The following is a 13,624-nucleotide window of genomic DNA, read 5'->3' on the forward strand; positions in this document are numbered from 1 at the left end:
CCGGCTTCGTATTCCTCGGGCGTGCGCACGTCGAAGCGGTACAGCGTGCGGCCCGGTTCGTCGAGCGTGGCGACGTCCTCGAGCGCGATGCGCGGCACGCCCGCGCGCTCGGCCACCGCGCGGGCAGCCTGACGGGCTTCGGCGCGCTGCGTCGCGTCGATCTCGTCCGGAAAGCGGCGCGCCGCACCGCGCTCGAGCGTCTGGCCGGCCAGCGTCCAGCCGATCGTGCCGTTGCGCAGCGCGGCGACCGGATTCGGCAGCCCCGCGTTGACGAGCGATTGCGTGCCGATGATGCTGCGCGTGCGGCCCGCGCAGTTGACGATCACCTGCGTGCGCGGATCGGGTGCAAGCGCGCGCACGCGCAGCACGAGTTCCGCGCCCGGCACGCTGGTCGACGTCGGGATGTTCATCGTCTGGTACTCGTCGAAGCGGCGCGCGTCGACGATCACGACATCGGCTTTCGCATCGATCAGCGCCTGGACCTCCTGCGCGGACAGCGACGGCGTATGGCGCTCCGCCTCGACCCATTCGCCGAACGACTTGCTCGGCACGTTCACGTCGATGAACAGTTCGCCGCCCGCCGCGACCCAGCCCGCGAGGCCGCCGTCGAGCAGCCGCACGTCGGTGTAGCCGAGCCGCGCGAGCGTCGCGGCCGCGCGCGGCGCGAGATCCTCGCCGCCCGCTTCCCCGAACACGACGATCGGCGTGTCGCGGCGCGGAATCCGCGTCCATGCGTCGAGTTCGAGCTTCGACAACGGAAAGTTGGCCGCCCACAGCGGGTGGCCCTGTGCGTACGGATCTTCCTCGCGTACGTCGATCAGCGCGATCTCGTCGCGGGCCAGCAGGCGCGCGCGTACATCCTCGTACGACGCGACGGGAAAGCGGGAAATGGAATCGGCGGATTGCGTCACGATGTCTCTATGTTGAATGCGTTGAAGTCGGTGAATGAAGCGGAACGGATCGAGCGTGGCCCTGCCGGCGCGCGCCCGCAACGGGTCACGCCAGCGGGCCGTGCGTCAGGCATTCGAATAGCCCGACACGAACGGCTTCACGGTCCCGTCGTCCAGGTACACCGCGCGCTCGACCTTGCCGATGTTCGCGCCGTACACGTGGATGCTGATCGATACCTGGTCGGCGAACGCGTTGGTCACGCGATGCACGTCGCCGATGCGCGGCGACACGGCCTCGACCTCGCCCGGCCGCAGCCGCACGGCGTCGCCGGCAGGCACCGGCTTGCCGGCCGCGTCGAACCGGTACGGCTGCGAGAACTCGCCGCCGCGCAGCATCCCGATCAGCCCCCACACCGTGTGGTCGTGGATCGGCGTCGCCTGGCCGGGCCCCCACACGAAACTGACGATCGAGAAGCGTTCGTCCGGGTCGAGATGCAGCAGGTACTGCCGGTAGCGCTCGGGATCGGGCTGCGCGAACGCGTCGGGCAACCAGTCGTCGTGTTCGACGAGCGCGGCGAGCAGCGCGCCGCCCTCGTCGAGAATGCGCGCCTCGTTCGCGCCGGACGCGAGCAGCGCATCCAGACCCTCGACGAACGGGCGCAGCGGCGTCTGTTGCAACGAAAGCGTACTCATCGGCCGTCTCCTCGAATATGATGCCGAATATAATGGATCGTCATGATGCACCTGAAAGACCATGCAGAACAAACATGAAAATTAGCGATATCGACGCTTTTGCAGCGGTCGTCCGCTGCCAGACCCTGAGCCAGGCCGCGGCCGAGCTCGGGATGACGCAGCCCGCGATCACGCGGCGCGTCCAGAATCTCGAGGAAGCGCTCGGCGTGACGCTGCTCGACCGCAACACGAAGCCGCCGCGCCCGACCGACATCGGCCGGCAGGTGTTCGAACAGTGTCGCGCGATCCTGCGCGAGGTCGACGCGCTGCGCGAACTGACGGCCGGCCAGCAGCCGCCGGCCGGCGAATTCCGGATCGGGGTCACGCAGGGGCTCGGCGAGCTGATGCTGCCGGCGCTCATCGGCGATCTCGCCGCGCAATGGCCCGCGCTCGCGACGCAGGTCACGACTGCATGGGGCGGCCTGCTCGTCGAACGCATCGCCCGCCGCGAACTCGATGCGGCGCTCGTCTTCCTTGCCCGCGAAATGGTGCTGCCGGCGCAGGTCGAAGGCGTTCGGCTGCTGGACACGCGGCTCGTCGCGGTCGGCCGCAAGGGCGACTGGCCGCGCCGCAGCTACCGGCTCGCCGATTGCCATGCGCGCGGCTGGGTGCTCAATCCGGACGGCTGCGGTTTTCGTGCGGGCCTGCGGCGCGCGCTCGACGCCCAGGGTCTGCCGATGCCGGTCACGCTCGACGCGTACGGCCGCGACCTGCAACTGCAGAGCGTCGCGAACGGGTTCGGCCTCGGGCTGATGCCGCTGCCGCTCGTCGAAGGCAGCCCGCTGCGCGACGCGCTCGACATCGTGCCACTCGCCGATTTCAAGCCGCAGATCGATCTGTGGCTGCTGCGCCGGCACGATGCGGCCCGTTTCGACGCGCCGCTCGCGGCCATCGCCGCGCATGCGCGCGCCGCGTTCGCGCTGCCCGAGCGATCGCACGACAAGGCCGCTTGACCTGACTGTGGCGGCCGTCGTGGCCACGACGGCCGCGCGGCGCGCCACGCCGTTGCCGTGCCCGGCAACCCGGCCCGGCTCACGCATCATGTCGACCGCGTTCGCCCCCGTTGCGTGACGCTGCGTCCGCCGCCGCGTGCGTCTGCCCGCGCGGCGCCGCATCGAGCGCCGCCCGCCCCGCCGCCACCGCGATCGCATCGTCCTGCGGCGTATGCACGCGGCTGCACAGCACGTCGCGATAGTGGCGCTCCAGCGGATTGGTGCGGCTCAACCCGTGATTGCCCGACAGTTTCAGCGCCTGCTCGACCGTCCGGATCGCCTGCTCGGTCACGGTGCGCTTGACGAGACCGCTGGTCGTCACCGACGGCGCATTGCCGGCGTCGGTGCGCGCGATGTGATCGTCGAGCAGCACCCGGTTCGTGTGCAGCCAGCCCTCGATTTCGCCGACCGCCTCCTGCACGCGCGGCAGCGTCGCGAGCGGCGCGCCGAGCCCGCTCGGCGCACGCGTCGTCGCGAATTCGACCAGCCAGTCGCGCGATGCGCGCGCCACCGCGTCGTACAGGCTGCCGAGCAGCGCGACCATCCACGCCTGCTGATCGGCCTGCGCGTCGGCATCCGCATGGGTGGCGGCCGACACGGCCCATGCGTCCGGCGCGCGCACGTCGACCGCATATTCGGCCGGCAGCGGCACCTCGTCGAACACGACTTCATGGCTGCCCGATGCGCGCAGGCCAAGATGATTCCAGCTTTCGATCACGCGGATGCGCTCGCCGTCGGTCGCGCGCTCGCGCGGCACGAGAAACACGCCGACGCGCGGCGCCGGTTCGTCGGTGCGCGCCCACACGGCCAGCCAGCGCAGCGCCGGAATGCCGGTGCTGTAGAGCTTGTGGCCCGACAGCCGCCAGCCGTCGCCGTCGCGGCGCGCAATGGTCGCCGGCAGCCCGCCGCGCGACGGCGAACCGAGCGCGGGCTCGACGCGCAGCGCGTTGATCAGCGCGCCGTGCGCGACCGCGCTGTCGAACACCGCGCGCCGCACCTGCGCCGGCCAGCGGTTGTCGGCGCGGCCGAGCGCGCGATGCTGCAGATACGTCATCGTCAACACCAGCGCGGTGGCGGGATCGGCCCCGGCGACGGCCGCGACGATCCGGCTCGCCTGCGCGAGCGTCGCCCCGGCGCCGCCATGCTCGCGCGGCACGACCTGCGCGATCAGCCCGGCGCGATGCAGCCGCGCGAAGTTCTCGTGCGGAAAGCGGCCGTCGATGTCGTTGCGGGCCGCATCGGCGGCGAGTTCGGGGGCGAGGCGCTCGAGCAGCGCGGCGAGGCGCGCGTCGTTCGTCTCGTCGGCGTCTGCAACGTCAGCGGTGCCGGCCGCATCGGCAGGCAGAAGGCGCAGCGCAGGTTGCGGTGACGGCGAGGAAGCGGCAAGGCTGGCGGACATCGAAACGGATTCCCTGGGTAGGTCGAACACGGCGGCGAAAAGACGACAAAGGCGGCAAACGCGGCACCCGCGCGCGCCCGATCATTCACGAGCCCACAGCGTATGCGCAACGCATGCGCCCCCAAACCATGCAAATCTGATATTCAAATCGGGATTGATTATTTCCATTCCGCATGATCGCGGCGTTAACCTGCGCTCCATTCCCGCCCGGCCGTGCGCCGGAACGTCCCTGCACCGGAGACCCAGATGAGCGTCGAATTCATCGGCATGATCCAGAGCCAGAAACAGTCGGAAATCCACCCGGCGTCCGGCCCCGTGGTCGATCCCGACTATGTGCGCGACTTTGCCCGCGCCCACGAAACGGCCGGCTTCGACCGGATTCTCGTGCCGCATCACTCGACCGGCCCGTCGGCGACGCTGACGATCGCGTTCGCGGCGGCCGCGACCGAGCGCATCCACTTCATGCTCGCGCATCGCCCGGGCTTCACCGCGCCGACGCTCGCCGCGCGGCAGATCGCGACGCTCGACCAGTTCAGCCGCGGCCGGCTCGCCGTGCACTTCATCTCCGGCGGCTCGGACAGCGAGCAGCAGCGCGACGGCGATTTCCTCGATCACGACGCGCGTTATGCGCGCACCGACGAATACCTGGGCATCCTGCGGCGGATCTGGACGGAACCGCAGCCGTTCGATCACGACGGCGCGCACTACCGGTTCAAGCAGGGTTTCTCGGAAGTGAAGCCGTTTCAGCAGCCGCATGTGCCGATCTACTTCGGCGGCGCGTCGGAAGCGGCGCTCGCGGTGGCCGGCAAGCACGCGGACGTCTACGCGCTGTGGGGCGAATCGCTCGACCAGGTGCGCGACCTGACGACCCGCGTGCGCACCGAAGCCGCGAAGCACGGCCGCCAGGTGCGCTTCTCCGTGTCGTTCCGCCCGATCCTCGCGGCGACCGAGGACGAAGCATGGGCGCGTGCGCACCGCATCCTCGACGAAACGCGCCGGCTGCGCGAAGCGGCCGGGCTCGGCGCCGGCGGCCCGCAGCAGAGCGAAGGCGCGCGCCGCCTGCTCGCCGCGGCCGAGCGCGGCTCGCGCGTCGACAAGCGGCTGTGGACCGAGATCGCGAAGCTCACCGGCGCGCGCTCGAATTCGACGGCGCTCGTCGGCACGCCCGAACAGGTCGCCGACGCGCTGCTCGACTACTACGACCTCGGCGTGACGACGTTCCTGATCCGCGGCTTCGATCCGCTGGAAGACGCGATCGACTACGGCCGCGAACTGATTCCGCGCGTGCGCGGCGCCGTCGCCGCACGCGACGCGGCCCGCCGCGCCGCCTGAGCCCCACGGAACCATACGGAGCCCTACGCCACCATGTCCGCCGTCCTTTCGTCGCCCGACCGTACCGCATCGGGCCTCGTGCTCGCCGACACCCCGCGCCAGCACTTCTGGTTCGACCCGCCCGCGCCGCGCATCGACGTGGCCGCCGAGCGCCGCCACCGGCAGGAGCGGCTCGCGGCCGCGTTCCGCCTGTTCGCGCGCTTCGGCTTCGCGTCGGGCCTCGCCGGCCACATCACCGCGCGCGATCCGGAGCTGCCCGATCATTTCTGGGTGAACCCGCTCGGCGTGCATTTCTCGCAGATCAAGGTCTCCGACCTGCTGCTCGTCAACGCGCGCGGCGAAACCGCGATCGGTCAACGGCCGCTGAACAAGGCCGCGTTCGCGATCCATGCGGCGATCCACGAAGCCCATCCGCACGTCGTCGCCGCCGCGCACACGCATTCGACCTACGGCAAGGCCTGGTCGACGCTCGGCCGCCCGCTCGATCCGCTCACGCAGGACGCGTGCGTGTTCTATGAAGACCACGCGCTGTTCGACGATTTCACGGGGATGGTCGTCGACACCAGCGAAGGCGCGCGGATCGCCGATGCGCTCGCGAAGCCGGACGGCACCACGCACAAGGGCGTGATCCTGAAGAACCACGGCATCCTGACGGCTGGCCCGACGGTCGAGGCCGCCGCGTGGTGGTACATCGCGCTCGACAATGCCGCGCACACGCAGTTGCTGGCCGAAGCGGCCGGCACGCCGCAACCGATCGATCACGCGACCGCGCGTCATACGCATGGCCAGATCGGCGGCCCCGACGGTGCGCTGCATGCGTTCGACAGCCTGTTCGCGCGCGTCGTCGCCGACGAACCCGATCTGCTCGACTGAGCCGCCCTTGCGCCACCCCGGAGACCACACAATGACCCACACCACCGCACCCGCGCCCGCCGACACGCACGACGACCAACGCCGCCGGCTGCTGCGCGCGGCCGGCGCCGCCGCGCTCGCCGTCCCTGCGATCACGCTCGGCCGCAAGGCGTGGTCCGCGCCGCCGCTGAAGAAACTCACGTTCGCGTGGAACCAGAACGCGTTCTGCCTGACGCCGATCGTCGTCGCGCAGGAGCGCGGCTTCTTCGAGAAGAACGGGCTGCAGGTCGATCTGATCAACTACAGCGGCTCGACCGATCAACTGCTCGAATCGATCGCGACCGGCAAGGCCGATGCGGCGGTCGGGATGATCCACCGCTGGCTGAAGCCGCTCGAAGCCGGCTTCGACGTGAAGATCATCGGCAGTTCGCACGGCGGCTGCGTGCGCCTGCTCGGCGCGAAGGCGGCCGGCGTCACGACGCTGCAGGCGCTGAAGGGCAAGACGGTCGGCGTCAGCGATCTCGCCGCGCCCGGCAAGCACTTCTTCTCGATCCTGCTCGCGAAAAATGGCGTCGATCCGGAGCGCGACATCACGTGGCGGCAGTATCCGGCCGACCTGCTCGGCGTCGCGGTCGACAAGGGCGAGATCCACGCGATCGCCGACGGCGACCCGAATCTGTATCTGCTCGAAAAGCGCAGCAACGGCGCGTACACCGAACTCGCGACCAACCTGTCCGGCGAATACGCGCGCAAGGTGTGCTGCGTGATCGGCGCGCGCGGCGACCTCGTGCGCAACGACCGGCCGTCGGCCGCCGCGCTCGCGCGCTCGATCGTGCAGGCCACCGAATACACGCACGACAACCCGAACGAAGCCGCCAAGGTGTTCGCGAAGTATTCGCCGAAGATCAGCCCCGAGGATCTGCGCAAGCTGTATGCGACGCTCACCTACACGCATCACCCGACCAACGTCGACCTGCAGCAGGAAATCGCGTTCTATGCGGACGATTTCCGCCGCATCAGCGTGCTGAAGAAGAGCACGGACCCGCAGCGCTTCGCGCAGCAGGTCTATGCGAACGTACTGGGGTAACGCGATGTCGACGATCGAACACGCTTCCGCCGCACGCACCGCGTCGGCTCCGGCCGGCGCCGCCGCCAACGCTCCAGGTTCCGCGCGCGCAGCCTGCACGACGTGCGAAGCCACGCTGGCCGCGCAAGCGCGGCGCGAGCGCATCTGGCCGACCGGGATCGCCGCCGCATTCGCATGGGCCGCGCTCGGCGCGCTCACGCAACTGTGGCCGAACCGGATCGTAGGCTTCAGCGACTGGGCGTACACCGACACGTTCGGCACGGCCGCGTGGACAATCGCCGCGCTGCTGCTCGCCGCCGCGACGCTCGGCCATCTCGTCCCTGCGACCCGCACGCGGCTCGCGCGGGTACGGCCGGCCGGCCCGTGGCTCGTCGCGCTGCCGCTCGTGCTCGCCGCGTGGGAAATCGTCACCGCCAAAACCGGCTGGCTGCCGACGCCGTTCTTCGCGCCGCCGCAGGCGCTGATCGAGGTCTACGTCGACGACTGGCCGCGCCTCGCCGGCAGCGCCGCCAACACGCTGAAGCTGCTCGCACTCGGCTTCGCGTACGGCGTCACGGTCGGCTTCGCGGTCGGCGTGTCGATCGGCTGGTCGCGCCGGATCGGCTACTGGGTGCATCCGGTGCTGCGCGTGCTCGGGCCGGTGCCGGCCACCGCGCTGCTGCCGCTCACGTTCTACTTCTTCCCGTCGAGCTATTCGGCCGCCGCGTTCCTGATCGCGCTGGCGACGGGCTTCCCGGTTGCCGTGCTCACGTGGTCCGGTGTCGCGAGCGTGAACAAGCAGTACTACGACGTCGCGCGCACGCTCGGCGCGAACGCACGCTTCCTCGTGCTGCGCGTCGCGATTCCGGCCGCGCTGCCGCACGTGTTCGTCGGCATCTTCATGGGGCTGAGCGCGTCGTTCACCGTGTTGGTCGTCGCCGAGATGATGGGCGTCAAGTCGGGGCTCGGCTGGTATTTGAGCTGGGCGCAGGGCTGGGCGTCGTACGTGAACATGTATGCGGCGCTGATCGTGATGGCGCTGCTGTTTTCCGGGCTGATCGCGCTGCTGTTCGCCGTGCGCGACCGTGTGCTCGCCTGGCAGAAAGGAACCGTCAAATGGTAAGCGCCGCCGTACTCGAACCGTCCGCGGCCACTGCCGCGGCGCCCGCCGTCACGCCGCCGCGCGGCGCGCGCATCGACATCCGCCGCGTGAGCCATGCGTTCGACGGCCCCGACGGCGCGCTGCCGGTGCTCGACGACGTGTCGCTGTCGGTCGCGGCCGGCGAATTCGTCGCGCTGCTCGGCCCGAGCGGCTGCGGGAAATCGACGCTGCTGCGCCTCGTCGCGGGGCTCGACGCCGCACGGCAAGGCACCATCGCGCAGGATGGCGTGCCGATCGAGCGCCCCGATCCGTCGCGCATCGTCGTGTTCCAGGACCCGACGCTGTACCCGTGGCGGCGCGTGCGCGCGAACGTCGCGCTCGGCCTCGAAGCACGCGGCGTGGCGCGTGCCTCGCAGCATCGCGTCGACGATGCGCTCGCGCGCGTCGGGCTGCAGGACTTCGCGAACGTGTTTCCGCATCAGTTGTCCGGCGGGATGGCGCAGCGCGTCGCGCTCGCCCGCGCGCTCGTCAACGATCCGCGCCTGCTGATCCTCGACGAACCGCTCGGCAAGCTCGATTCGCTGACGCGGCTCACGATGCAGGCCGAGCTGACCGCGCTGTGGCAACGCGACGGTTTCTCCGCGCTGCTCGTCACGCACGACGTGGAAGAAGCGCTGTTCCTCGCGCAGCGCGTGATCGTGTTCGGGCCGCGCCCGGCAACGATCGTCGCCGAACTGCGCGTCGACCTGCCCTACCCGCGCCATCGCGGCGACCCGCGCCTCGCCGAATTGCGGCACGACGCGCTGCGGCATCTCGGGCTCGATGCGAGCTGGTAGATGCCGGATGCCGTTCGACGTTTGACCGCGATCCACCGGGGACGCGCGCGATGAACGCGCCGCCGTTCGCCGACTGGGCCATCGCGTTCCTGCAACTGCTGTATCGCGCGCAAATCGCGTTGGCGCGTGGGCTGCACGCGATCGGCCTGACCGGCGACGCCGACGGACAGGCCGCGTGGCCGTGGGCGCATCGCATCGCGCTCGAGACGCTGCGCATCGACGCGGGGCTCACGCGGCAGCTCGCGCTCGCCTGTGGCGCGACGGCGCTGGCCGTCGTGCTCGCGTGCACCGCGCTGGCTTCGCGCAAGTGGCGTGTCGTGCTGGCCATCGCCGCGCTGGCCGTCGCGTGGTTCGCGCCGTGGCCACCCGCGTCGCTGTGGCTCGCGCCGGCCGTGCCGACCAGCTTTCAGCGCGATCCCGCGCCGTTTTCCGTAGCGAACGTGATGCGCGGCGCGCACCTGTACACGCAACATTGCGCGGCCTGCCACGGCACGGACGGACGCGGCGAAGGGCCGCTCGCGGCCACGCTCGCGCACTGGCCGCCGACCTTCGCCGGCGCGCTGCTCGCGCGTCGCCTCGACGGCGAACTGTTCTGGCGCGTGCGCCACGGCACGCAGGACGAGCACGGCGCGCCGACGATGCCCGGCTTTGCGGCGACCCTCGGCCCGCAGGACACCTGGGCCGTGCTCGACTACCTGAAAGCGCTGGCTGCCGGCAGCGGCGCGCAGGCAGAAGGCGCGTGGCCGGTGCCGGTCCCGCTGCCGGCCCTCGACGTGCGGTGCGGCGACGCCGCGCCTCAAGCGCTCGAGCGCTGGCGCGAAGGCCAGCGCGTGCGCGTCGTCGCGCTTGCGCCCGGCGCGACGCCACCGCAGGAAGACGCCCGCTGGCAGACCTTGCTGGTCACCGAAAACGGGGTGTCGGTGCCATCGTCGACCGGCTCGCGTGCGAACTGCGTCGCGACGACCGTCGATGCGTGGCGCGCGTTCGCGACGATTGCCGGCGTCGCGCCCGATGCGCTCGGCGGCACGCAACTGCTTGCGGATCGACGCGGCTGGCTGCGCGCGCGTGCGTTGCCGGGCAGCGCCGGCTGGTCGGACGCCGACCTGCTGTGCCGCTCGGATACGGCGGCTGTCCGGCCGTCCACGCCGGCCACCCGCGGCGACGCGCTGACCGCACTGCTGCTGCGCGTCGATCGGGAACCAGTGCGCGACGTACAAGCCGGGCTCCCGCATTGAATTCATGAACCCTTCCCTCAACCGAACTTCACGATGAATCCGACCCGACGCCACTTCCTCGCCCAGGCGAGCGCCCTTGCCACGATCGCCGCCGCCCCCGCCGTCGTGCGCGCGCAATCGGGCGCACGCCCGCTGCTGCGCGCCGGCGACCAGAAAGGCGGGCTGCGCGCACTGCTCGAAGCGGCCGGCGAACTGAACGGCCTCGCGTACGACATCGCGTGGACCGAATTTCCTGCCGCCGCACCGCTCGCCGAAGCGCTGAACGCGGCCGCCGTCGACTGCGGGCCGATCGGCGACGCGCCGGTGATCTTCGCGCTGGCATCGGGCGCCCGCATCAAGGTGATCGGCGCGAACCGTTCCGATCCGTACGGCACGGCCGTGCTCGTGCAGCCCGACGCCGCGCTGAAAGGCGCGGCCGACCTGAAAGGCAAGCGCATCGGCACCACGCGCGGCTCGATCGGCCATTTCGTCACGCTGAAGGCGCTCGACGCGGCCGGCCTGCCGCCCGACGCCGTGTCGTTCCGCTTCCTGCCGCCGGCCGACACGATGCTGGCGCTCGCCACCGGTTCGATCGACGCGTGGGCAACCTGGGAGCCCTATACCGCGCTCGCCGAAACGAGCGGCCGCGCGCGCGTGCTGGTCAACGGCCGCGGGCTGTGGTCGGGCCTCAGCTATCTGGCGGCGACCGACGCGGCGATCGCATCGAAACGCGACGTGCTGCACGATTTCCTGCGGCGCGTCGTGCGCGCGCAGGCCTGGTCGTACCGGCACGTCGACGCGTATTCGGCGGCGCTCGCGCGCATCATCGGCATTCCGCCGGCCGCCGCGAAGCTGCAATTCGAGCGCCGCGGCACGCGCTGGCTGCCGATCGACGCGCCGGTGATCGCCGAGCAGCAACGCACGGCCGACTTCTACCTGAAGGCCGGGCTGCTGCGCCAGCCGCTCGACGTACGCACGACCTTCGACACGGGCTTCCCGCTCGCGTGACGAGCGCGGGCGGCGCGCAGCCGCCCAAACGGCTGCGGCACGATCTGGCACAATCGCGCTTCGATCAGCCCGCCTTCAGCCAGCGTCATGCCAGCCATCACCGAACTCTTCGTCTATCCGATCAAATCCTGCGCCGGCATCGCGCTGACACGCGCGCAACTGCTGGAAACGGGCCTCGCGTACGACCGCCACTGGCTGATCACCGATCCGCACGGGCAGATGCTCACGCAGCGCACGCACCCGCGCCTCGCGCTGATCCGCCCGACGCTCGACGGCGATGCACTCGTGCTGAACGCGCCGGGCATGCCGGAAATCCGCACGCCGCTCGATGGCGACGCGACGCCCGCCACGCCGAAGATCGCCGCGACCGTGTGGCGCGACACCGTCGACGCGATCGACACCGGCGCCGACACGGCCGCATGGCTCACCGAATTCCTCGGCGTGCCGACGAAGCTCGCACGCTTCGGCCCCGACGCGCGCCGCGGCTGCAACCGCAAATGGACCGGCGAGATCGATACGCATACGCAGTTCGCGGACGGCTATCCGCTGCTGGTGATCGGCCAGTCGTCGCTCGACGACCTGAACGCGCGGCTCGCCGCGAAAGGCGCGCCGGCCATTCCGATGAACCGCTTCCGGCCGAACATCGTCGTGTCGGATCTCGATGCGTACGAAGAGGATTTCGTCGAGCATCTCGACGTCGACGGCGATACGCCGGTGCGGCTGCGGCTCGTGAAGCTGTGCACGCGCTGCCCGATGCCGACGATCGACCAGGCCACCGGCGCACCCGATCCGGCATGGCCGCACGAGCCGACCGACACGATGCAGACCTATCGCGCGAACCCGAACTACGACGGCGCGCTGACGTTCGGCATCAACGCGATCGTCGTCGCAGGCGCGGGCGCGTGGCTCGAAGTCGGGCAGCCGGTCGAAGCGGAGATCGGCTTCGGCGATTGAGCCGGAGCCGGACAGCGCCCCGCATTCCCTTCACGCGCCGTCTCGTCGCGTCCGATCACGCGGCGCGCGGCATCGCGTCGCTCGCCGCCGCCGCCGGCAGCCGGATCGTCACGACGAGGCCGCCGCCGGCCGCATCGGCCAGCGTCACGCTGCCCTGATGCACGCGCGCGATTTCCCGCACGATCGACAGCCCAAGCCCGGTGCCTTCGACCGTCTGCGTCTTGCTGCCGCGATGGAAGCGCTCGAACACCGCGTCGCGTTCGTCGGCCGGAATGCCCGGCCCGTTGTCGATCACGTCGAGCCGCGCCTGTTCGCCGTCGCGCGAGATACGCACCGTGATCACCGCATGGTCGCCCGCATAACGGATCGCGTTGTCGATCAGGTTGCCGATCATCTCGCCGAGCAAGTCGGATTGGCCGAGCACGTCGACGTCGGCTTCGTGTTCGAAGCCGAGATCGATGTCGCGCGCGCGGGCGACGGGCGACCAGTCGAGCGTCACGCTGCGGGCAAGCCGGTGCAGCGCGACCGGCTTGTGCGCGACCGCATGACCGCTGTCCGAATCGAGCCGCGACAGCGACAGCAGTTGCTGGACGATCTTCGCGGCCTGCCGCACCGCGCCGTTCGCGCGCCGCAGATGCACGTTCGCGCGCGGCTGCTCGTCCGGCCGCAGCGCGAGTTCGACGCCCGCCTGGACGGCCGCGAGCGGCGTCTTCAACTGATGGGCCGCATCGGCGAAGAAGCGCCGCCGCGCCACCTGCATCCGCTGCGTGCGGCCGATGTACTGGTTGATCGAATCGACGAGCGGCGCGAGTTCGCTCGGCATCGCGCCCGTGTCGAGCGGCGTCGTGTCGTCCTCGCTGCGCGCGGCGACGGTGGCCGACAGCCGGTTCAGCGGCCGCAGCCCGCGGCCGACGCCGAGCCACACGATCCCGAGCGCCAGCACGACGAGCAGCCCTTCCTGCAACAGCGACCCGATCAGGATCTCGCGCGCGAGCGCCTGGCGCGCCTCGATCGTCTCGCCGACCATCACCCACACGATGCGCGACTGCGCGGTCGGCACGTCGTGCACCGGGATGCGCAGTGCGGCCATCCGCAACTGTTCGCCGCGATACACGACGTCGTAGTACCGCGTGACGAACAACGCGCCGTCGCCCGCGTCGCGGCCCTGCGGCAGCGGCAGGTCCGGATAGCCGGTGATCGTGTGGCCGTTGTCCTCGCGGATCAGGTAGTAGATCTTGCCGCCGTCG

13 protein-coding genes are annotated in these 13,624 nt (G+C 70.7%); 9 read left to right on the forward strand and 4 right to left on the reverse strand.

Annotation, left to right across the window (positions count from 1 at the left end; all coding sequences use genetic code 11):
• Window positions 1-911: rhodanese-like domain-containing protein (locus JMF86_RS21230; protein WP_269189820.1), on the reverse strand; the 911-nt coding region annotated here is incomplete at its 3' end.
• 105 nt (window positions 912-1,016) lie between these two features.
• Window positions 1,017-1,583 (reverse strand): cysteine dioxygenase, encoded by a 567-nt coding sequence (locus JMF86_RS21235; protein ID WP_011547818.1) that lies wholly within the window; start codon window positions 1,581-1,583, stop codon window positions 1,017-1,019.
• 17 nt (window positions 1,584-1,600) lie between these two features.
• Here JMF86_RS21235 and JMF86_RS21240 point away from each other — a divergent pair, with 17 nt between their 5' ends.
• Window positions 1,601-2,575, forward strand: a complete 975-nt coding sequence (locus tag JMF86_RS21240; protein ID WP_011547819.1) for a LysR family transcriptional regulator — start codon at window positions 1,601-1,603, stop codon at window positions 2,573-2,575.
• Between the two features lie 79 nt (window positions 2,576-2,654).
• Here the strand turns inward: JMF86_RS21240 and JMF86_RS21245 are convergent, their stop codons facing one another.
• A complete protein-coding gene (locus JMF86_RS21245) occupies window positions 2,655-4,013 on the reverse strand; it encodes an acyl-CoA dehydrogenase family protein (RefSeq protein WP_011547820.1) in 1,359 nt (452 codons plus the stop codon).
• A gap of 246 nt (window positions 4,014-4,259) precedes the next feature.
• On the opposite strand from JMF86_RS21245, the gene JMF86_RS21250 reads away from it, so the two are divergent.
• The 8 genes from JMF86_RS21250 (at window position 4,260) to JMF86_RS21285 (ending at window position 12,377) form a co-directional block, all read left to right on the forward strand.
• Complete coding sequence (locus tag JMF86_RS21250; RefSeq protein ID WP_011547821.1) at window positions 4,260-5,345, forward strand: LLM class flavin-dependent oxidoreductase; 1,086 nt, start codon at window positions 4,260-4,262, stop codon at window positions 5,343-5,345.
• Between the two features lie 33 nt (window positions 5,346-5,378).
• Window positions 5,379-6,218, forward strand: a complete 840-nt coding sequence (locus JMF86_RS21255; protein ID WP_011547822.1) for a class II aldolase/adducin family protein — start codon at window positions 5,379-5,381, stop codon at window positions 6,216-6,218.
• A gap of 31 nt (window positions 6,219-6,249) precedes the next feature.
• Window positions 6,250-7,284: an ABC transporter substrate-binding protein gene (locus JMF86_RS21260; RefSeq protein WP_011547823.1), complete on the forward strand. Its 1,035-nt coding sequence runs from the start codon at window positions 6,250-6,252 to the stop codon at window positions 7,282-7,284.
• A 4-nt stretch (window positions 7,285-7,288) separates the two neighbouring features.
• Window positions 7,289-8,386, forward strand: coding sequence for an ABC transporter permease (locus JMF86_RS21265; protein WP_011547824.1), 1,098 nt, complete (start codon window positions 7,289-7,291; stop codon window positions 8,384-8,386).
• Window positions 8,380-9,201 carry an ABC transporter ATP-binding protein gene (locus JMF86_RS21270; RefSeq protein ID WP_011547825.1) on the forward strand — a complete coding sequence of 274 codons (822 nt, stop codon included), beginning with the start codon at window positions 8,380-8,382 and terminating at the stop codon, window positions 9,199-9,201. The genes JMF86_RS21265 and JMF86_RS21270 overlap by 7 nt, the downstream gene beginning before the upstream one ends.
• A gap of 50 nt (window positions 9,202-9,251) precedes the next feature.
• The gene (locus tag JMF86_RS21275; protein ID WP_011547826.1) at window positions 9,252-10,436 is read left to right on the forward strand and encodes a cytochrome c; all 1,185 of its coding nucleotides are present in this window, start codon (window positions 9,252-9,254) and stop codon (window positions 10,434-10,436) included.
• A gap of 33 nt (window positions 10,437-10,469) precedes the next feature.
• On the forward strand, window positions 10,470-11,423 hold the full coding sequence (locus JMF86_RS21280; RefSeq protein ID WP_006479154.1) for an ABC transporter substrate-binding protein: 954 nt from the start codon (window positions 10,470-10,472) through the stop codon (window positions 11,421-11,423).
• Window positions 11,424-11,510: 87 nt separating this feature from the next.
• Window positions 11,511-12,377 (forward strand): MOSC domain-containing protein, encoded by an 867-nt coding sequence (locus JMF86_RS21285; RefSeq protein WP_011547827.1) that lies wholly within the window; start codon window positions 11,511-11,513, stop codon window positions 12,375-12,377.
• Between the two features lie 55 nt (window positions 12,378-12,432).
• Here JMF86_RS21285 and JMF86_RS21290 read toward each other — a convergent pair.
• On the reverse strand, window positions 12,433-13,624 hold a 1,192-nt coding region (locus JMF86_RS21290), incomplete at its 5' end, for a sensor histidine kinase (RefSeq protein ID WP_201317139.1).

Origin of the sequence: Burkholderia sp. E168m15, assembly GCF_016586105.1 — a bacterium.
In the GTDB taxonomy this organism is placed as follows: Bacteria; Pseudomonadota; Gammaproteobacteria; order Burkholderiales; family Burkholderiaceae; genus Burkholderia; species Burkholderia orbicola.